This window comes from Mycobacterium sp. E735 (genome assembly GCF_001666955.1).
Classification (GTDB): domain Bacteria; phylum Actinomycetota; class Actinomycetes; order Mycobacteriales; family Mycobacteriaceae; genus Mycobacterium.
Genome location: NZ_LZIX01000006.1, coordinates 33,499 through 52,310, shown reverse-complemented (window position 1 = coordinate 52,310; position 18,812 = coordinate 33,499). Strand labels below are relative to the sequence as shown.

Here is an 18,812-nt window from a genome sequence, read left to right as displayed (position 1 = left end):
TTGGAACGGGCGACCCGGCTGTGCAGGATGTCGCCGACGATCACGATGCGCCGGCCCTCGATGCCGCCGAGGCGCTGGCGGATGGTCAGCGCGTCCAGCAGCGCCTGGGTGGGGTGCTCGTGCGTGCCGTCGCCCGCATTGATCACCGACGGGCCGTCGTTCGCGCTGCCGGTCCATTCGGCCAGCAGGTGCGCGGCACCGGAGGCCGGGTGCCGGATGATCAGCGCGTCGGCGCCGGCCGCGCGCAGCGTCAACGCCGTGTCGCGCAGCGACTCACCCTTGCCCACCGACGATCCCGCCGCGCTGACGTTGATCACGTCGGCGCTCATCCACTTGCCGGCCACCTCGAACGAAACCCGGGTGCGGGTGGAGTTCTCGTAGAACATCGTGATGACGGTGCGCCCGCGCAGCGTGGGCAGCTTCTTGATTTCGCGGCCGACCAGCGCCTGGGAGAAGCGGTCGGCGTCGTCGAGGATGGCGGTGGCCTCGTCGCGGCTCAGGTCGCCGGCGGCCAGCAGGTGCCGGGTCATCGGGAGATCACCACCCCGTCGCGCCCGTCCTGCTCGCTGAGCAGCACGTGCACGCTCTCGCTGCGCGACGTCGGAACGTTCTTGCCGACGTAGTCGGCGCGCAGCGGGAGCTCGCGGTGGCCCCGGTCGACCAGCACCGCGAGCTGCACCACCCGGGGGCGGCCGACGTCGCGCAGTGCGTCCAGCGCGGAACGCACCGAGCGCCCGGAGTACAGCACGTCGTCGATGAGAATCACCAGCGCGTCGTCGATGCCGCCCGCCGGGATCGAGGTGGCCTCCAGCGGCCGCGGCGGCTTCTGCATCAAATCGTCGCGATACAACGTGATGTCGAGGCCCCCGTGGCCCACCTCCACGCCGCTGAATTCGGCGATGTGGGTGGCCAGCCGCTCGGCCAGGATCACGCCGCGGGTCGGGATGCCCAACAGCACCACCCGCGGCGCGTCGGGTCCGTCCAGCGCGGTCTTTTCGATGATCTGATGTGCGATACGGGAAATGGTGCGGCCCACGTCGGCCGCCGACATCAGTTCCCGGGACCCGCGGCTTGAGCCGCTCTCGTCCACAGCACCCATGCGAGACTTGACCTCCTTCTCCGCCTCGCGGGACGGATCGTTAAAGGATGTCGACTGCCCGGCAGCGTAACACCTCTCTGGCGGAGCGCCGGCGCGGGGCACGAGTGCGCAATCCCGGATCGCCCGCCGTGCCCCACCCGTCCCAGGCGTCTCGCCGGGAGTCGGCGCCCGCTGTGCCCGCCTCGTAGCGACAACTCGTTGCGCTTCACGGCGTGGGTATGACGGGCTCAGCCGTCGCCCGGGAGGGGCGAACGGACTCCGGCTCTACCGCGGCGAGGGCCGCGAGACCGCCCCTAGGTGCAGGGAACTTGCCCGTTGAGCACGCAATTCGACGGGGGTGTGAAGGAACCGGTCAGCGCGCCCCTCATGCCGCCCGTCGCCGAACCGCCGGGTGCGATGCTGCGATTCCAGTTCGCGGGGGTAAGGGTGAAGTGGGTGCCCGATTGGGTGATGTTGCTGTTCCAGGTGTGCAGGACGGATTGTCCGGCCGGCATGTCGAAGTCAATCCGCCAATCGGTGAGCGGCACCAGGCTCAAGTTGGTGACGGTGAAGTTGGCGATGAAACCGGTCTGCCACGCATGTTCCACCGACAGCGTCGCCGAGGCGGGCGCGGCCGCATGAGCCGCCGGGATGACGGCGAGTCCGAAGGTGGCGACCAGCAATGCCGACACGGATACGTGAAGGGCTGTGCGCCAGCGCTTCACGCATTTGTTCAGTTCGGCCATGCGGCCCACATTAAAGGCAAGCGGGCGTTATCGACCGGCGCATCGCGGCACGCTGCAGTACCTTTGCCCAACCGAAACCGTCATGAAATTTTGGCCTCGATACGACGCCGCGTTGCCACGCGGCCGGGGCGGTTCGTGCCCGCCTCGCGGCGACGCCGTGTCGCGCTACCCTGGCGAAAATGACGGGCTCTGGATTCTCCCGAATGCAGCGAATGGACTTCGACGCGCTCTACCGCGGCGAAAGCCCCGGCGAAGGCATCCCACCGATGGCCACACCCCCCTGGGATACCAAGGCGCCCAAAGACAGCGTCGTCGCCTGGCACGACGGCGGCTGGATCCACGGCGAGGTCCTCGACATCGGCTGCGGGCTCGGCGACAACGCCATCTATCTGGCTCGCAACGGCTTCGGAGTCACCGGGCTGGACATCTCGCCCGCCGCGCTGCTGACCGCCCAGCGCCGTGCAAATGACGCCGGAGCCGACGTCACGTTCGCGGTGGCCGACTCCACCAACCTGGAGGGCTATTCCGACGCCTTCGACACCGTGATCGACAGCGGCATGTTCCACTGCCTCGACGACGACGGCAAACGCAGCTACGCCGCCGCGGTACACCGGGCGACCAGACCGGGCGCCACGTTGTTGATGAGCTGCTTCTCGGACGCGAACGCCCCCGACGAGCGCTGGCCCCGGCCGGCGGTCTCGGAGCAGACGCTGCGGGACGTGCTCGGCGGCGCGGGGTGGGACATCGAGTCGCTTCAGCCCGCGACGATGCGCCGGGAAGTGGACGGCGCCGAAGTCGAGATGGCGTTCTGGTACGTCCGGGCGCGACGGCGCTGACCGAACCGGCCGCTCGTCGCGACCGCGGGTTTTCGGCCCGGGTGGTCGGCCGCCGCCGAGAAGAAAGTACGTTCGGAGCGTGAGCGAGGAGTTCTGGGTAACCCGCCGCGAAGCCGGGGATGCGGTGGTGTTGCAGGTCAGCGGCGTGGTGGACATCATCACCGCACCGTCGCTGGCCACCCACATCGACGTCGCCCTGGCCGGCACGCCCGCGGTGCTGGTCATCGACCTCACCGAGGTCGACTTCCTGTCCTCCGCGGGCATCACCGTGCTGGTCGAGGTACATCGGCTGACCGAGAACAGCCCGACCTCGCTGCGCGTCGCGGCCGACGGTTCGGCCACCAGCCGGCCGCTGCGCATCGTCGGGCTCGACGAGTTCATCGACCTCTACCCCACCGTGGACGAGGCCTTGGCCGGGGCTCCCCGCGGCCCGGAGCTAACCTGACCGGGTGAATCTCGACGTCAATGCGGCCTCCATTCGCGAAGTGGTCGACGCGGGGCTGCTCGCCGGCGCGCTGACGCTGATCTGGCAGCGCGGAGAAATCCTGCAGGTCAACGAAATCGGTTACCGCGACGTGGACGCCGGCCTGCCGATGCAGCGCGACACGCTGTTCCGGATCGCGTCGATGACCAAGCCGGTCACCGTCGCAGCGGTGATGAGCCTGGTCGACGAGGGCAAGCTGACGCTGAAGGACCCGGTCGTGCGCTGGGCGCCGGAGCTGGCCGGCGTGCGGGTGCTCGACGACCCGCACGGCCCGCTCGACCGCACGCACCCGCTCGGGCGCGCCATCCTGATCGAGGACCTGCTCACCCACACCAGCGGCCTGGCCTACGGCTTCTCGGTGTCCGGGCCGATCGCGAAGGCCTACGTGCGGCTGCCGTTCAACCAGGGCCCGGACGCCTGGCTCGCCGAGCTGGCCAAGCTGCCGCTGGTGCATCAGCCCGGTGACCGGCTCACCTACAGCCACTCCATCGACCTGCTCGGCGTGATCGCGTCGCGCATCGAGGACAAACCGTTCAACGAGGTGCTCGACGAACGGGTCCTGGGTCCGGTCGGCATGCCCGACACCGGATTCTTCGTGTCCCCCGACGCGCGCCGCCGCGCGGCGACCATGTACCGGCTCGACGGGCAGGGCCGGCTGCACCATGACGCGATGGGGCCGCCACACATCAAGCCGCCGTCCTTCTGCAACGCCGGCGGCGGGCTGTGGTCGACCGCCGACGACTACCTGCGATTCGTGCGGATGCTGCTGGGCGACGGGACGATCGACGGCGTACGGGTGCTCTCCCCCGAGTCGGCCCGCCTGATGCGGACCGACCGGCTCACCGACGAACAGAAGCGCCACGACTTCCTCGGGGCGCCCTATTGGGTCGGCCGCGGCTTCGGACTGAACCTGTCGGTGGTTACCGACCCCGCCCGCAGCGCGCCGCTGTTCGGGCCGGGCGGGCTCGGGACGTTCAGCTGGCCGGGCGCCTACGGGACGTGGTGGCAGGCCGACCCGACCGCCGACCTGGTTCTGCTGTACCTGGTGCAGAACCTGCCCGACATGTCCGCGGACGTGGCGGCGGCGATCGCCGGCAACACGTCGCTGGCGAAACTGCAATCGGCGCAACCGAAATTCGTCCGGCGGACCTATCAAGCGCTCGGCCTCTGACGTGGTCGATTACCCGCCCGACCGCATCACCGGACCCCGCCTCGTGCTGCGCAGGCCCGTGCTCGAGGACGCCGGCGCGCTGTTCCAGCGGGTCGCCCGCGATCCCGAGGTCACCAGGTACCTGATGTGGGCGCCGCATCCCGACGTGGCGGCGACGCGGCGGGTGATCACCGAAAAGCTCAACGCCACCCCCGACGAGCGGACGTGGGCGATCGAATTGCGGCACAGCGGTGAGGTGGTCGGGCTGACCAGTTGCCGGCGCCCGGTGCCGCACTCGGTGGAGATCGGTTACTGCCTCGGCCGCCGATGGTGGGGCAAGGGCCTGATGGGCGAGGTGCTCGACATGCTGCTGACCGCGCTCGACAGCGACCGGGCCGTGTATCGGGTGTGGGCCACGTGCAACGTCGACAACGAGCGCTCGGCCCGGTTGCTGGAGCGCGCCGGGTTCGTGCTGGAGGGGCGCCTGGCCCGCCACGCGGTCTACCCCAACCTGGGGCTCGAACCGCAGGACAGCCTGCTCTACGCGAGGATCCTGCGCTGAACGGGTGTGCGGCCAAGGCGGGGCTTACCGCCGTGTCGCCGCCCTGAGCGCACACTGAAAGCCCTCAGCGCACAGTCGATCGCGCGTGGTCGAGCGCGCGGCGCGCGTAGGCCCGCACGTCGGCGTCGCCGTCCTTGAGGGCGATGCTCAGCGCATCGCGCGCGGCGGGTTCGCCGGCCCAGCGGGTCAGGCTCAGCACGGCCGCCTTGCGCACGTCGAGATGGGCGTCGGCGAGCGCCTCGGCCAGCGCCGGCACCGCGACGTCGGCCGGCGCGCCCGCCAGCGCGCGCGCCGCCCCCTCCCGCACCTGCCACGCCGGGGCCCGCAACGCCGCTTTCACGGCGGCGAGATCCGCTGGGCGGCAACCAAGCTCACCGAGCGCGGCCAGCGCGGCCGCGCGCACCAACGGGTCCGGGTCCGTGCTCAGCGCGCTGACCGCCTCGCCGCCGCCGCGCAGCGTGGCCAGCCCGGCGGCCGCGACGATCCGCACCTCGCGGCTCTCGTCACCGGTGGCGGCGACCACCCCGGCCACGTCGTCGACGGACACCAGCGCCCGCACGGCCTCGATGCGCACCCGGTGGTCGGGATCGGTGAGCGCGCGGCGGTAGTCCTCGGGGTCGCCGACCCGGCGCGCGGCCAGCACGTAGAGCGAGGCCGCCCGCACCACCACGTCGCCCGAGCTGAGCCGCGGCTGGACGGCGTCGGGCTCGGGTAGCACCTCGACGAGCTCGCGGATCCCCTCGGCGCCGGTGCGGCGCACGGCGGCGTCGGCGTCGTCCAGCGCGGCGACCAACGCGGGCGCATAGCCCTCGGGGATGTGTTCGGTGAGGGTGGCCACCGCCGTCCGGCGCACGCCGGGGTCGGGGTCGCTCAGGTACGGCCGCAGCCCGGCGATCGTCGGCTCCTCGAGGGCCAGGACTTCGGCGATGCGCGGCGAGGGCGGCTCGAATGACGTTGCGGCCGAAGCGATCCGGGACGCAGTGGTGGCCGGGGCCTGGCCGCCGACGAGCGGCGGCTCCTCGACCGCCCGCACGGTCTGGTCTGCGGGCGGCAGGCCGTCCAGTTCCGGCACCGGCACGAAGTACGGGGCGACCGGCCGCTTCAGGAACACCATCTCGCCGTCGGCGCCCTTGCGCAGGTTGAGGTGGTAGCCCCACTCGCTGTCGTCGCGGCCGGGCAGGTCGGCGCGGTCGTGGTAGAGGCCCCAGCGCGATTCGGTGCGGGTGAGCGACGATCGGGCGGCCATCTCGGCGCAGTCCCGGATGAACGACACCTCGACGGCTCGCATCAGCTCGTGCGGATTGCGAGCCCCCATCTCGGCGATCTCGGCCCGCATGCGGTCGAAGGTGCGCACGGCGATCGACAGCTTGGCCGCCGTCTTGGGCGGTGCCACGTAGTCGTTGACGAACCGGCGCAACTTGTATTCGACCTGCGGCTGCGGCGGGCCGTCCGGATGCCGCAGCGGGCGGTAGATCAGCTCGTGCGCGTCGCGCAGTTGCTCGCCCGGAAGCTCCTGCGGCGCAGTGCTTTCCGCGCAGGCCGCGGCCGCGTCGGTGCCGGCGAGATCGCCGAAGACGAACGCCCCGATCATGTAGTTGTGCGGGACGCAGGCCAGGTCGCCGGCGGCGTACAGCCCGGGCACCGTGGTGCGGGCGTGTTCGTCGACCCAGACCCCGGAAGCCGAATGCCCACTGCACAAACCGATTTCGGAGATGTGCATCTCGATGTCGTGGGTGCGGTAGTCGTGGCCGCGGTTGGCGTGGAAGGTGCCCCGCGTCGGCCGTTCGGTGGTGTGCAGGATGTTCTCCAGCGCGGTCAGCGTCTCGTCGGGCAGGTGGGAGACCTTGAGGTAGATGGGCCCGCGGGCGGAATCGATCTCGCTCTTCACCTCCGACATCATCTGACCCGACCAGTAGTCGGAGTCCACGAACCGCTCACCGTGTGCGTTGACCTGGTAGCCGCCGAACGGGTTCGCGACGTACGCACAGGCCGGCCCGTTGTAATCCTTGATCAACGGGTTGACTTGGAAACACTCGATTCCCGACAGCTCCGCACCCGCGTGGAAGGCCATCGCGTACCCGTCGCCGGCATTCGTCGGGTTCTCGTACGTGCCGTACAGATAGCCCGACGCGGGCAGCCCCAGCCGCCCGCACGCTCCGGTGGCCAGGATCACCGCCTTCGCCCCGACCGCGACGAATTCACCGGTGCGGGTGTGCAGCGCCGCCGCGCCGACGGCGCGGCCATCGGACGTCAGCACCCGCACCGGCATCAGCCGGTTCTCGATGCGGATCTTCTCGCGCATCGACCGTTGCCGCAGCACCCGGTACAGCGCCTTCTTGACGTCCTTGCCCTCCGGCATGGGCAGCACGTAGGAGCCGGAGCGGTGCACCCGGCGCACCGCGTACTCGCCGTGTTCGTCCTTCTCGAACTTCACCCCGTAGCGTTCCAGCCGCTGCACCATCGCGAATCCTCGGCTGGCGGTCTGATAGATGGTGCGCTGGTTGACGATTCCGTCGTTGGCGCGGGTGATCTCGGCGACGTAATCCTCGGGTTCGGCCTTGCCCGGGATGACGGCGTTGTTCACGCCATCCATGCCCATCGCCAGCGCGCCGGAGTGCCGGACGTGGGCCTTCTCCAACAGCAGCACCTGGGCGCCGTGCTCGGCGGCCGACAGCGCCGCCATGGTGCCGGCGGTCCCACCGCCGATGACCAGCACGTCGCAGTCGAGGCGGAGGGGGGTCGCCGGGTCCGGGATCTCCATCATGCCGCCACCAAGTTGCCCAGGGCGGCAATGATTTCGGCGCGCAACCCGTCCCTCGGCAGCTCTCCGCGCGGATCAGGCACGTCGATGGATGCGCGGGGCGGCTCCCCGGCCCGGCCCAGCACGACGATCCGGTCCCCCAGCGCGAGCGCCTCGTCGACGTCGTGGGTGACGAAGACGATCGTCGTGGGATGGGTGCGCCAGGTGTCGATCAACAGCCGCTGCATGGCCGCCCGGGTTTGAGTATCCAGCGCGCCGAACGGCTCATCCATCATCACCGCGCGGGGCGCACCCGCCAGGCCGCGGGCGAGCTGGACCCGTTGGCGCATCCCGCCGGAGAGGCTTTTGGGCAGGAAGTGGCCGAAACCGGCGAGCCCGAGTTCGTCGATCCAGCGCTCGGCCTGCGCGCGACGGGTGGCCCGGGGCTCGCCGCGCAGCCGCAGCGCCAGCTCGATGTTGGACCGCACGGTTCGCCACGGCAGCAGCGCGTTGTCCTGGAACACCATGCCGCGGTCACCCGAGGTGGTGGTGACCTCCGCGCCGTCGGCCAGCACCCGGCCCGCGTCGGGCCGCAGCAGCCCCGCCAGGGCGCGCAGCAGCGTCGACTTGCCGCAGCCCGACGGCCCGGTCAGCACCAGGATCTCCCCGGGGCGCACCGTCAGGCTCAGCCCGTCGATGACCGGAGTCCCGGTGTAGGACAACCGAACCGCTTCGAGCTCAAGACTGGTTCCGGTTTGTGCCGCAGTGGTCATCGCAAGCCTTCCTGTGCTCGGGGCAACCAGCGCGTCACCCGCCGGCCGACCAACTCGACGGCCGCCGACGTGGCGAACCCGAGGACGCCGATGGTGATGATGCCGACGAACACCTGCGGGTAGGCCAGCACGGTGTAGTCCTGCCAGGTGCGGTAGCCGACGCCGAGGCGGCCCGAGATCATCTCGGCGGAGATGACGCAGATCCAGGCCACGCCCATGCCGACCGACAGGCCGCCGAACACGCCCGGCAAGATGCCCGGCAGCACCACCTGGGTCAGCACCGCCCACCGGCCACCGCCCAGCGTGCGCACCGAGTCCTCCCACAGGGTCGGCAGCGCCCGCACGGCGTGCCGGGTGCTGACCATGATCGGGAAGTAGGCGGCGAGGAACGTGATGAACACGATGCCCGCCTCGTCGGTCGGGAACAGCAGGATCGCCACGGGCACGATCGCGATCGCGGGGACGGGGCGCGCCAACTCGGCCAGGGGACCGAACAGGTCGGCGAACAGGCGCGAACGGCCCAGCAGGACACCGGTCGCCACGCCGATCACGGCCGCCAACCCGAAGCCGGTGAGGATGCGGATCAACGACTGCGCCAGGTCGAGCCAGTACTCGCCGGCACCGAGCCGCCGCTGCAGCGCGTGCACGATCTGCGTGACGGTGGGCAACGTGTCGAACCGCAGCAGCAGCCGCACCTTGCCCGCGGTGAGCAACTGCCACAACCCGATTGCGGCCAGCACCGACGCCAGCCGCAGCAGCCGCGACCCCCAGGCGGAGGTGCGCCGCCGCGTATGCGCGAGCGCGGGCGTCGGGATCACGCCGGGCGCCCGGTCGGCCACTGCTTCGACGGTCATACCGAACCTCCCAGTGCCTGCTGGTAATTCATCACGACGCCGCCCGGGTGGGCCCCCAGGTACCGGTGCGCCCCGGCCTGCGTGCCGAACGGCAGATAGTTTCGGCCGTCTTTCACCCACACCGCCTTGTCGGCGAACCACCGGGTGCCGAGCTCGGCGTCGGGAACGTAGGCCGCGCGGATTTTCCCGCCGCGGGCGGTGGCCTCGGCGACCGCCCGCAGCAAGCCGGTGGGGTTCGCGACCGTCTGCGTCGTGTCGGCGCCGTCCAACCACAGCTCGCTGGTCAGCGCGGGGTCGCCGGAGAGCAGGGACGGGTTGGTGGCCCGCGCCCGGGTGGCGGCGTAGTCCAGCCCGCGGGCGGCGAACACCGCGCGCAGCGGATCGTCCACCGCGAACTTCCCCACGTCGAGGTCGGCGAAGTCACCGATCGATTTCAGGTAGGGCACATCGCTTTTCAGCGCGCCGATCAGCGACGGCTTGAGCGTGGTGTCGAACGACGTCCCGCCGGGGCCGTTGTAGAGGTACACCACCTCCTGCGGCAGACCGCTGGCCTGGGCGACGATGCGCGCCGCCTCGAGCGGCTTATCGTTGAGGAAGTCGGTGGCGTCCAGTTGCGCCTGCAGGAACGCCGCCAGCACCTCCGGGTGCGAGGACGCATATGCGCGTCGCACCACCACGCCGTGCAGCGTCGGCAGGTTCAGCTCGGCCCCGTCGTACAGCAGCTTGGCCTTGCCCTGGTACACCAGCAGCCCGGGCCACGCGACGAACTGCGAAAGCCCGTTCACCTGACCCGATTCCAGCGCGGACGCGCCAACCTGGGGCTGCTGGTTGAGTACCTCGACGCCGGTGATGCCGGCCCTGCCCAGCGCACGCACTAACGTGCCGTGGCCCGCGGAGCCCACACTGGCCGACACCTTGGCGCCGGCCAGGTCGGCGAGCGCGGTCGCCGGCGAATCGGGCGCCACCACAACCATGTTCAGCGCGCCCTTGGGGTTGTAGCCGGTGACCGACACCATTTCCGTGCGGGCCAGCGGGTTGGCCTGGGTCTTGGACCCGTTGATCAGCATCGGGTAGTCGCCCATCGATCCGATGTCGATCTTCTCGGCAAGCATCTGGGCGGTGATCGGGGCGCCGGTGTCGTAATCCTGCCAGCGCACGGCGTATCTGGTGCCGGTGCGGGTGGTGATGTCGGCGAGCCGCCGCTCGAGGTAGCCCTGCGCACGCAGCAGCGTGCCGGCGGTCACCGTGTTGATGGTCTTCGACTGGTATCCCACCACGACGTTGACCACGCCGGAGGATTGCGAGAACGATTCCAGCGAGCACCCGTTGGCGAACACGGCCAGCGCGCTCGCCACCGAAAGCAGCCGGAGGGCATGCTTTTTCATGATGGCATCGGGTTTCAGCGGAGGAGATAGGGCATGTTCACGGTGACGGCGCCGGTCGGACACCGAGCCGCGCAGGGGCCGCAGTACCAGCACTCGTCGACGTGCATGAATGCCTTGCCGGTGTCGGGGTTGATCGCCAGCGCGTCCAGCGGACAGACCTCGACGCACAGGGTGCAGCCGTCGATGCACAACGACTCGTCGATCGTCACCGGCACGTCGGCCCGGGTGTTGTTGACCAGCGTCATGTATCGCTCCTTGTCAGGCTGCCGCGCATGGTGATTCGATCGCCACGCATCCGGATGTACTCCAAGTCAACGGGTGTGCCGTCGGCGAGACTGGTGAGCCGCTCCAGCATGAGCAGTGCGGCCCCGTCGGGCACCTGCAGGGTGGCCGCCGAATGCGCGTCGGCGGGGATGGCCTCCAGCGCGAGCGACGCCGAGCCCAGCCGCTGCCCGCTGACCTCTTCGATGAGCGCGAACACATCGTTGGTCTCCAGCGGATGGCGCAGCACCTGCTCCCCGATACCCGGGGCCAGGTAGGTCAGATCGAGGCTGAGCGGCAGGTCGCCGAGGTAGCGCAGGCGTTCGATGAAGACCGCCTGTTCGCCGGGCGCCAGCCCCAACCGGCGGGCCACCGACGGCGGCGCGGCGACGGGCATTGCGGCGCGCACCTCGTTGCGCACCTCACCCAGGTTCTTGAAAGTCTCCTTCAGCCCCAGCAACGCGTCCAGCCCGTGCGAGTACTTGCGCTGGGCGACGTGCGTGCCGACCTTGGGCCCGCGCTCGATCAACCCCTCGTGCTTCAGCAGCGCAAGCGCCTCACGAACGGTGTTGCGCGACACCAGGAATTCGGCCGCCAGGTCGTGTTCGGCCGGCAACCCGGCGGGATAGGCGTCGGCGTGGATCTGTTGGCGCAACACGTCGGCGACCCGGCGGGCGCGGTCGGCCCTGGGCTCGCTGCTGATCGGTTGCGCCACGCGGCCACGCTAACGCGGCTCAGGGGCGCATTTCGGCCAAGCGACGAGGGCCCCCGCCGGCGCCTCGGGGCATTGCGCCGGGGCGCTTTCATCGGCGACCAGCCAAAACCGGGAGCCGGCGCACCATTGCGCCACCCCGGCGCCGCCGTCGTGGTTCCGATCGCGGTGAGCGGAACCGTTTGGGGCACGGGCTATCGCGAAGCGCTGACCATCTCGGGATCGCGGCCGGGCCCAGGCGGTACACCTTGCGATCCGGCAGGGCGCGACCGCGCGGGCACCAATGGCACGGCCGCCAACGGAAACAACGCGCACAGCGCCCAGGCCGGCGGGTATCCGGCGGCCATGATCAGCGCACCGAAAAGCGGGGGCCCGGCGGCGGCCGTCAGCCGTTGGGTGGTGTTCTGCAGACCCAACGCGCGCCCGCTCCAGAACGGTCCGGCGAACTCGGTGATGGCGGTGGCCTCGAGCCCGTTGTCGAGCACCGCGAGCACCGAGATGACGACCATGAGCAACACGTCGTAACCCGAACCGGTGCCGTCGGTGAGGGCGAGCAGCAACAGGGTCAGCGCGGCGCCGACCGCGATGGTGCGGACCGGCCGCATCCGCGAGCCGACGCGGTCCGACCAGCGCCCGACGGCGATTCGGCCCGCCGCGCCCAGCAATTGACACACGGTGACCAGGCCGCCGGCGGCGGCGACCGACCACCCGTGGTGGTGTATCAGCCACACGAGCATGAAGGTCACGGTCACCGTCTGCGGCACCATCAGCAGGGCGCCCACCGCGTGAATTCGCCAGAGCACGGACGATCCGCGATACGGGCTGGCCAGCTCGGCCTCGGTGGCTATCTTGCGGGATTTTCGCGGCGGATCGACGATCCCGAGCGCGCTGGCCATCGCGGCCACCGTGCACATCAGCGCGAGGAACATCAGCCCGGAACGGGGACCGCGCTCGGCCAGCTCCGGTATCACGAGCGCACCCAGGGCGATCCCCAACGGTTGCGCGGTCTGGCGGATGCCCATCGCCAGGCCCCGTTGATGCGCCGGGAACCAGGCGGACACCAGCCGGCCGCCGGCGGTGTTGCAGCTGGCGGCGGCCATCCCCCCGAGAAACAGGAAGACCCCGACGGCCACCATCGAGTGGGCCGACGCCGCCGCGTACGCCGCCACCGCCGTGAGCGCAGAACCGGCGGTCAGCACGACCCGCTCACCGACGCGGTCCAGCACCCAGCCCCAGAGCACGAGCGTGACGACCATGCCCCAACTCGGCATCGATGACAACAGGCCCGCTTCGGTCAACGAAATGCCCCTGCGCCCCTGCAGCGAAGGGATCAGGAACGCAACGCCGTTGATGAACAGGAACGAGGTCGCCGTAACCCCCAGGGAGACGGCCATGACCGACCAGCGCGCGCCCGCGCCGAGTTGGTGTGCGCCGCCGGCCTCGGTAAGCATGCAATCCATGGTGGCACGGGCTTCATCGTTCGCCGGGCACCTCGGCGCCGCGGCGACACCGTAACTTATTGAACCCTAAGGTATTTGATAACAAGAGCTCAGCATTCACGTCCGGTCCAAGGGGACAGAATTTGCGAATTGCGTTGTGTGCGTGATCATTTGGCCACGCGGTGCAACCACCTCGTCACCAGGGCGATTCACAGCGTGAACATAGCCTTTTCTTATGCGTCAATACGGCGTTTTCTCAGCGCGGCTACCCTCGAAGCGCATGACCACCGACACGAACTGGACTGTGGATGAGTGACGTTTCGCGGCAGGCGTTGACCAAGGTTCCGGCGGTAACCCTGGGGTTCTGGATCATCAAGATCTTGGCCACCACCTTGGGTGAGACCGGCGGCGATACCGTCACGATGACGCTGAACTGGGGCTATGCCGCCGGGGTCGCGCTCTTCGGTGTCGCGCTGGTGGTGCTGGTTGCCGCACAGATCCTGGCCAAGCGCTTCCATGCGTCGCTGTACTGGGCGACGATCGTGGCGTCGACGACGTTCGGCACGACGTTGGCCGACTTCGCCGACCGGTCGCTGGGCATCGGGTACACCGGAGGGTCGCTGCTGCTGTTGGGTTGCCTGATGGCCACCCTGGGCCTCTGGCGCTGGACGGAGGGGACCGTATCGGTCACCACCGTGTCGACGCCGAAGGTCGAGGCCTTCTATTGGGCGACTATCACCTTCTCGCAGACCCTGGGCACCGCGCTCGGCGATTGGCTGGCCGACACCCGCGGATTCGGTTACGAGCGTGGCGCATTGGTGTTCGCGGCCGGCCTGGCCGTGGTGATCGCCCTCTACTACTGGACCGGCATCTCGCGCGTCGCGTTGTTCTGGGTCGCGTTCATCCTGACCCGGCCGCTGGGCGCGACGGTCGGCGACTTCATCGACAAGCCGGTGGCCGACGGCGGCCTGGCCCTGAGCCGCCCGCTGGCCTCGGCGGTGCTCGCCGCGGTCATCGTGGCCCTGCTCGTCGTGCTGCCGCAGCGGCCGGGACGCCACCCCAGTGCGGCCCGGGAAGACGCCTGACCGCTCTCAGCGGCTTCCCAGCTCCGCGACCTACGCTTAAGTTGTCATGTCTGATACCGCACGCCCCGCGCGTCGTCAGAACGGCGCGCTCACCCAACTGCTGATTTTCGCCGCCACGGTCCTCGGCTCCGCCCTACTGGCGGCCGCGCCGGCCAACGCCGATCCCAGCCCGTTCAACACCCTCAATTGCACCTGCCCCACGAGCGCTCCGGCCGGCAGCCCGGCCCGGCACGACGCGATCGCGCGCGGGCTCCTGCGAGGGGAGCTCGGCTGGCCCGCGCAGCCCACGTCGGATCCGGGTCGGCAGGCCGGCTAACTCAGGCGTCTTCGCTCACGGCGGCGCGATCACCGTTGCGGGCCCCGTTCATGCCGGTGGCGTCCGACGGCAACTCGAAAGACGGATAGGCGGTACCGACCGCGGCCAGCGCCGCGTTGCGCTGCGCCTCCATCCGCGCCAGCGCGGACTCGGTGAAGACCGACAGCCCGAGGTCTGGGTTGTACCCGTGGATCTCCTTGACGTCGAGCTGGGCCAGGAAGTAGATGATCTCCTTGGAGACCACCTGCCCGGGCACCAGCACCGGGAATCCCGGCGGGTAGGGCACGACGAACGTGGTGGACACCAGCGTCTTGCCCTCGGCCAGCCGCCGCCCCGCCATGCCGATCAGGACGTGCTCGCGATCGGACTCCTCGTAGCCGGCGTAGAAGGCCGACCGCATGTCACCGAAGACGCACGCGTCGACGGGCCGGAAGGCGACGTCGAACTCGCTGAAGTCGGGCAGGTGCGGCAGGTCCTGGGTGATCTCCTCGACGTGACGCTCCTGCAACGCCCGGTCGGCGACGCTGGCCGCGTTCTCGGCGCGGTCGAAATCGGTTGCGACCCTGCGTAATACGTCCAGGAGGTAGTGCACGCTGGACCACGTGACGCCGATGGTGAAGATCAACAGCACGCTGTTGATCGACGTCTTGTTGATCTGGATGCCGAATCGCTCCATCAGGATCTTCTCGCGGAAGTCATACCCGTTCATCCCGGTCTTGCCGACGAACAGGGTCACCCGCGTCGCATCCAGCACGAACTGATCGGAGCGCCACGCCTCGTTCCATTCGGCCAGCGCGCCCTGCCTGACCTCGCGGTACGAGCTCACCGACGACGCCCGGAATTCCTCGGGCACCAGGTCGGACTCGTCGAGGATGCGGAACCACTTGCTGATCAACCGGTCTCGGCGCACCCGATGCCGGAATACCAGCGCCATGTCGTAGGTCTGCCGGACCAGCTGGAAACCCTCGATGTCGACCTGGCGGCGCGCCAGGTCCAGCGACGCCAGCAACTGCTGGTTCGGCGACGTCGAGGTGTGGGTCAGGAACGCCTCACCGAAGGCATCCCGGTTCAGGGCATTGAAGTCCTGGTCGCGGACGTGGATCATCGACGCCTGCCGCAGCGCCGAGAGCGACTTGTGCGTCGAGTGCGTCGCGTAGACCCGCACCCGCGCCTTGGCGGGGTCGGGCAGCAGCGGGCGATCCACCCAGTCGGACCGGTCCCCCCCGTTTTGCACCCGTTCCATTTCGGCCGCCCATTTCCGGTATTCGGCGGCGTATTCCGGGGAGGCCAGCATCTGCTCGAGGCGCTCGGCCGACACCATGGCGGTGCGCTGCCGTGCCCACGGCACCGCGGTGGCGAAGGCGTACCACGCCTCGTCCCACAGGAAGCAGATGTCGGGCTTGATCGCCAGCACCTCCTGCATGACCTGCAACGGGTTGTAGACCACCCCGTCGAAGGTGCAGTTGGTCAGCAGCAGCATGCGCACGCGGTGCAGTTGGCCGGCCGCCTCGAGGTCGAGCAGCGTCTGCTTGATGGTGCGCAGCGACACCGCCCCGTAGATGGCGAACTGCGGCAACGGGTATGCGTCCAGGTACAGCGGGTACGCCCCGGCCAGCACCAGCCCGTAGTGGTGCGACTTGTGGCAGTTGCGGTCGATCAGCACGATGTCGCCCGGCCGGGTCAGCGACTGCACGACGATCTTGTTGGCCGTCGAGGTGCCGTTGGTGACGAAATACGTGTGGTTGGAATTCCACGTGTGCGCGGCCTTGTCCATCGCCTTCTTGATGTTGCCGTGCGGGTCGAGCAGCGAGTCGAGGCCGCCGGAGGTGGTCGAGGTCTCGGCCATGAAGATGTTGCGGCCGTAGAATTCGCCCATGTCCTGCAAGGACTTCGAGTTGAAGATGCTGGCACCGCGCGCGACCGGCAGCGCGTGGAACTGCCCCACCGGCGCCGCCGCGTACGCGCGCAGCGCGTCGAAAAACGGTGTGGAGAAACGGTTCCGCAGCCCCGCGAGCACGGTGCTGTAGAGGTCGGTCACGTCGTTGAGCCGGTAGAACGTCCGGTCGTATACGTCGGGCTCGGTGTCGTCGCCGGCCGCGATCGACTCGTCGGTGAGCAGGTACAGATCGATGTGGGGCCGCAGCTCGCGGATCCATTCGCCGCACTCCACCCAGTCGTTGGCGCGGTCGGGGATGTCCACGTCCTCGTTGGCCCCGAGCAGGGTGTTCATCAGCGGCAGCCGGTCTCGGGAGCGCAGCGGCAGGTCGTCGCGGATGATCGCGGCCTGGATCTCGCCGTTCAGGGCGACGGCGGCGATGGCGTCCTCGACGCTGGGCGCCACCAGGATTTCGAACTGCACGTCGTCGGAGGGGTTGCGCAGCGCCCGCAGGCATTCGGCCAGGCAGTCGGGGGCCGTCGCGGGGGCGTCGTCGGCGAGCAGCACGGTGTAAAAATGCTGTTTCTTGGCCTGGGCCACCAGCTCCTGGTCGGCCAGCGGCGCGGAGGTGTCGAAAAGCCCTGCGCGGTCGCCGTATTCGCTCAGCAGCCGCACGGCCATCGAGACCTCTTCGGTGAGCCGCACCGTGGACAGGCTCTCCAGGTGCGCGCGGAAGGTCGCCAGGTTCGCCGCGCCCGGGTACAGCCAATACCGCTCGTAGGCGGCGATGCGGTCCATCAACCGTTTCACCCGGGCCACGTCGTGCGTCTTGTCGTGCCCGGCCAGGTCGACCTCGGCGAGGTGGCGGCACGCGTCGTCGAGCAGGTTCCAGGTGTCGATGCGGGCGTAGGACGGGTTGGCCACCGCCGCGAGCGCGGAGACGCGGAGTCGTCGCGGCTGGGTGGTGTATCGAGTCATGATCTCACCTGTTCTTCTGAGCGACTTGTATTCTCACCCCGCCGCGCCGCCCACGTGATCGTTTCGCCTCAGGTCGATTCGGTGATCCCGTCGTCACCGTCGTCGGCGTCCACCACGCGCCGGTTGGCGCGCGTGCCGTCCACCCAGCGCAGCACCGGGAGATCCCAGCGACGTGCCGGCAGCTCGGTGACGTCGGACAGCGATCGCACCACGGCCTGCGTCAGGCCCATGATCGCCGCCATCACCGGCAGCAGGGGTTGCAGCGGCTTTGCCGCGCTGCGAACCGTGCTGATGCGGCGGGCCACGATCAGCCGTTCGACGCAGTGGTACAGCCAGGCGCCCACCGCGAGCCCGTAGATCGACAGGGCCGAGGCGACGATGGTCCACCCGAAGGCCGCGCAGACGACGGCGCCCAGCACCACGGTCGCGGCCAGCAAGCCCGCGATGACGGCGCGCAGCTCCAGCCGGGTCACCCCTGCGGTTCCTCGTTCTCCGGCGCGTGCGCCGCGCTGGACCGGACCGCCGCGGCGGCCGCCCGGATCTGCGGCGTCACCAGCATGACCTGGCCCAGCACGCCGTTGACGAAGGCCGGCGAATCGTCGGTGGACAGTTCCTTGGCCAGCTGCACGGCCTCGTCCACGGCGACCGGCTCCGGGACGTCGTCGGCGTAGAGCAGCTCCCATACCGCCACCCGCAGGATGGCGCGGTCCACGGCGGGCAGCCGGTCCAGCGTCCAGCCCTGCAGGTGCGAGCTGATCAGGTCGTCGATGTGGGCGGCGTGCTCGCCGACCCCGCGGGCCGCCGCGACCGTGTAGGGCTGCGGCTGCGCCACGTCGGGGTTTGTCTCGGCCAGCGCGGTTCGCACGTCGACGAGCTCGGCCGGGCCCAGCCCGCGGGCCTCGGCTTCGAACAGCAGGTCAACGGCGCGCTTGCGGGCCTGATGGCGTCCCCTGACGGGCCTGCTCACGCGTTGACGCGCCCCAAGTAGCTGCCGTCGCGCGTGTCCACCTTGAGCTTGTCCCCGGTGTTGATGAACAGCGGCACCTGAATCTCCGCCCCGGTCTCCACGGTGGCGGGCTTGGTGCCGGCGCTCGACCGGTCGCCCTGCAGGCCCGGCTCGGTGTGGGTGACCTCCATCTCGACCGCCACCGGCAGCTCGATGTACAGCGGCGCCCCGTTGTGGAACGCCACCTGGACCGGCAGGCCCTCGAGCAGGAACCGGGCGGCGTCGCCGACCAGCGATTCCGGCAGGGGGTGCTGCTCGTAATCCTGGCTGTCCATGAACACGAAGTCCGAGCCGTCGCGGTACAGGTAGGTGGTGTCGCGCCGGTCGACCGTGGCGGTCTCCACCTTCACGCCGGCGTTGTACGTCTTGTCGACGACCTTGCCGGAAAGCACGTTCTTGAGCTTGGTGCGCACGAAGGCGGGTCCCTTGCCGGGTTTGACGTGCTGGAACTCGACGATCTGCCAGAGCTGGCCATCGATCACCAGCACCAGTCCGTTCTTGAAATCGGCGGTGCTTGCCACGGTTCGGTGT

General features: G+C 69.7%; 19 protein-coding genes and 1 pseudogene. 6 read left to right on the top strand and 14 right to left on the bottom strand.

All coding sequences use genetic code 11. The annotated features are described in order from the left end of the window. From A5704_RS01145 to A5704_RS01135, 3 genes and pseudogenes are all read right to left on the bottom strand, one after another. Positions 1 to 530 (bottom strand): annotated as a pseudogene (locus A5704_RS01145) (aspartate carbamoyltransferase); the annotation flags it as partial. Beyond that, positions 527 to 1,099, bottom strand: a complete 573-nt coding sequence (gene pyrR / locus A5704_RS01140; protein ID WP_067752892.1) for a bifunctional pyr operon transcriptional regulator/uracil phosphoribosyltransferase PyrR — start codon at positions 1,097 to 1,099, stop codon at positions 527 to 529. The pseudogene A5704_RS01145 and the gene pyrR, both read right to left, overlap by 4 nt. Positions 1,100 to 1,392: 293 nt before the next feature. Continuing rightward, complete coding sequence (locus A5704_RS01135; protein WP_067783392.1) at positions 1,393 to 1,824, bottom strand: cellulose-binding domain-containing protein; 432 nt, start codon at positions 1,822 to 1,824, stop codon at positions 1,393 to 1,395. 203 nt (positions 1,825 to 2,027) lie between these two features. On the opposite strand from A5704_RS01135, the gene A5704_RS01130 reads away from it, so the two are divergent. The 4 genes from A5704_RS01130 to A5704_RS01115 all read left to right on the top strand — a co-directional run bounded on the left by A5704_RS01130 (position 2,028) and on the right by A5704_RS01115 (position 4,856). Then, positions 2,028 to 2,660: a class I SAM-dependent methyltransferase gene (locus tag A5704_RS01130; RefSeq protein ID WP_082954737.1), complete on the top strand. Its 633-nt coding sequence runs from the start codon at positions 2,028 to 2,030 to the stop codon at positions 2,658 to 2,660. Between the two features lie 79 nt (positions 2,661 to 2,739). Beyond that, positions 2,740 to 3,105 carry an STAS domain-containing protein gene (locus A5704_RS01125; protein ID WP_067752883.1) on the top strand — a complete coding sequence of 122 codons (366 nt, stop codon included), beginning with the start codon at positions 2,740 to 2,742 and terminating at the stop codon, positions 3,103 to 3,105. Between the two features lie 4 nt (positions 3,106 to 3,109). Further along, complete coding sequence (locus A5704_RS01120) at positions 3,110 to 4,315, top strand: serine hydrolase (protein WP_067783382.1); 1,206 nt, start codon at positions 3,110 to 3,112, stop codon at positions 4,313 to 4,315. A 1-nt stretch (position 4,316) separates the two neighbouring features. Next, positions 4,317 to 4,856, top strand: coding sequence for a GNAT family N-acetyltransferase (locus tag A5704_RS01115; RefSeq protein ID WP_067752877.1), 540 nt, complete (start codon positions 4,317 to 4,319; stop codon positions 4,854 to 4,856). A gap of 64 nt (positions 4,857 to 4,920) precedes the next feature. On the opposite strand, the gene A5704_RS01110 is transcribed toward A5704_RS01115, so the two are convergent. The 7 genes from A5704_RS01110 to A5704_RS01080 all read right to left on the bottom strand — a co-directional run bounded on the left by A5704_RS01110 (position 4,921) and on the right by A5704_RS01080 (position 13,032). Continuing rightward, a complete protein-coding gene (locus tag A5704_RS01110) occupies positions 4,921 to 7,620 on the bottom strand; it encodes a fumarate reductase/succinate dehydrogenase flavoprotein subunit (protein ID WP_067886987.1) in 2,700 nt (899 codons plus the stop codon). Next, positions 7,617 to 8,369, bottom strand: coding sequence for an ABC transporter ATP-binding protein (locus tag A5704_RS01105; protein ID WP_067752871.1), 753 nt, complete (start codon positions 8,367 to 8,369; stop codon positions 7,617 to 7,619). The genes A5704_RS01110 and A5704_RS01105 overlap by 4 nt, the downstream gene beginning before the upstream one ends. After that, positions 8,366 to 9,223 (bottom strand): ABC transporter permease, encoded by an 858-nt coding sequence (locus A5704_RS01100; protein WP_067886984.1) that lies wholly within the window; start codon positions 9,221 to 9,223, stop codon positions 8,366 to 8,368. The genes A5704_RS01105 and A5704_RS01100 overlap by 4 nt, the downstream gene beginning before the upstream one ends. Further along, positions 9,220 to 10,608 (bottom strand): ABC transporter substrate-binding protein, encoded by a 1,389-nt coding sequence (locus A5704_RS01095; RefSeq protein ID WP_067886982.1) that lies wholly within the window; start codon positions 10,606 to 10,608, stop codon positions 9,220 to 9,222. The genes A5704_RS01100 and A5704_RS01095 overlap by 4 nt, the downstream gene beginning before the upstream one ends. A 14-nt stretch (positions 10,609 to 10,622) precedes the next feature. After that, positions 10,623 to 10,853 carry a ferredoxin family protein gene (locus A5704_RS01090; RefSeq protein ID WP_067752861.1) on the bottom strand — a complete coding sequence of 77 codons (231 nt, stop codon included), beginning with the start codon at positions 10,851 to 10,853 and terminating at the stop codon, positions 10,623 to 10,625. Further along, positions 10,850 to 11,584, bottom strand: a complete 735-nt coding sequence (locus A5704_RS01085) for a GntR family transcriptional regulator (RefSeq protein WP_067784051.1) — start codon at positions 11,582 to 11,584, stop codon at positions 10,850 to 10,852. Before A5704_RS01085 ends, A5704_RS01090 begins: the two co-directional genes overlap by 4 nt. A 191-nt stretch (positions 11,585 to 11,775) precedes the next feature. Then, a complete protein-coding gene (locus A5704_RS01080; RefSeq protein WP_067886995.1) occupies positions 11,776 to 13,032 on the bottom strand; it encodes an MFS transporter in 1,257 nt (418 codons plus the stop codon). 296 nt (positions 13,033 to 13,328) lie between these two features. Here A5704_RS01080 and A5704_RS01075 point away from each other — a divergent pair, with 296 nt between their 5' ends. Both A5704_RS01075 and A5704_RS01070 read left to right on the top strand, forming a co-directional pair. Continuing rightward, positions 13,329 to 14,105: a hypothetical protein gene (locus A5704_RS01075; protein ID WP_067784049.1), complete on the top strand. Its 777-nt coding sequence runs from the start codon at positions 13,329 to 13,331 to the stop codon at positions 14,103 to 14,105. A 46-nt stretch (positions 14,106 to 14,151) separates the two neighbouring features. Next, on the top strand, positions 14,152 to 14,421 hold the full coding sequence (locus A5704_RS01070; RefSeq protein WP_067752845.1) for a hypothetical protein: 270 nt from the start codon (positions 14,152 to 14,154) through the stop codon (positions 14,419 to 14,421). A 1-nt stretch (position 14,422) separates the two neighbouring features. On the opposite strand, the gene A5704_RS01065 is transcribed toward A5704_RS01070, so the two are convergent. From A5704_RS01065 to efp, 4 genes are all read right to left on the bottom strand, one after another. Next, positions 14,423 to 17,275: an aminotransferase class I/II-fold pyridoxal phosphate-dependent enzyme gene (locus A5704_RS01065; protein ID WP_067752842.1), complete on the bottom strand. Its 2,853-nt coding sequence runs from the start codon at positions 17,273 to 17,275 to the stop codon at positions 14,423 to 14,425. 68 nt (positions 17,276 to 17,343) lie between these two features. After that, positions 17,344 to 17,748, bottom strand: a complete 405-nt coding sequence (locus tag A5704_RS01060) for an antitermination protein NusB (protein WP_067752838.1) — start codon at positions 17,746 to 17,748, stop codon at positions 17,344 to 17,346. Further along, the gene (gene nusB, locus A5704_RS01055) at positions 17,745 to 18,242 is read right to left on the bottom strand and encodes a transcription antitermination factor NusB (protein WP_067784204.1); all 498 of its coding nucleotides are present in this window, start codon (positions 18,240 to 18,242) and stop codon (positions 17,745 to 17,747) included. The genes A5704_RS01060 and nusB overlap by 4 nt, the downstream gene beginning before the upstream one ends. Beyond that, positions 18,239 to 18,802: an elongation factor P gene (efp, locus tag A5704_RS01050; RefSeq protein ID WP_067282552.1), complete on the bottom strand. Its 564-nt coding sequence runs from the start codon at positions 18,800 to 18,802 to the stop codon at positions 18,239 to 18,241. The genes nusB and efp overlap by 4 nt, the downstream gene beginning before the upstream one ends. Positions 18,803 to 18,812: the final 10 nt, after the last annotated feature.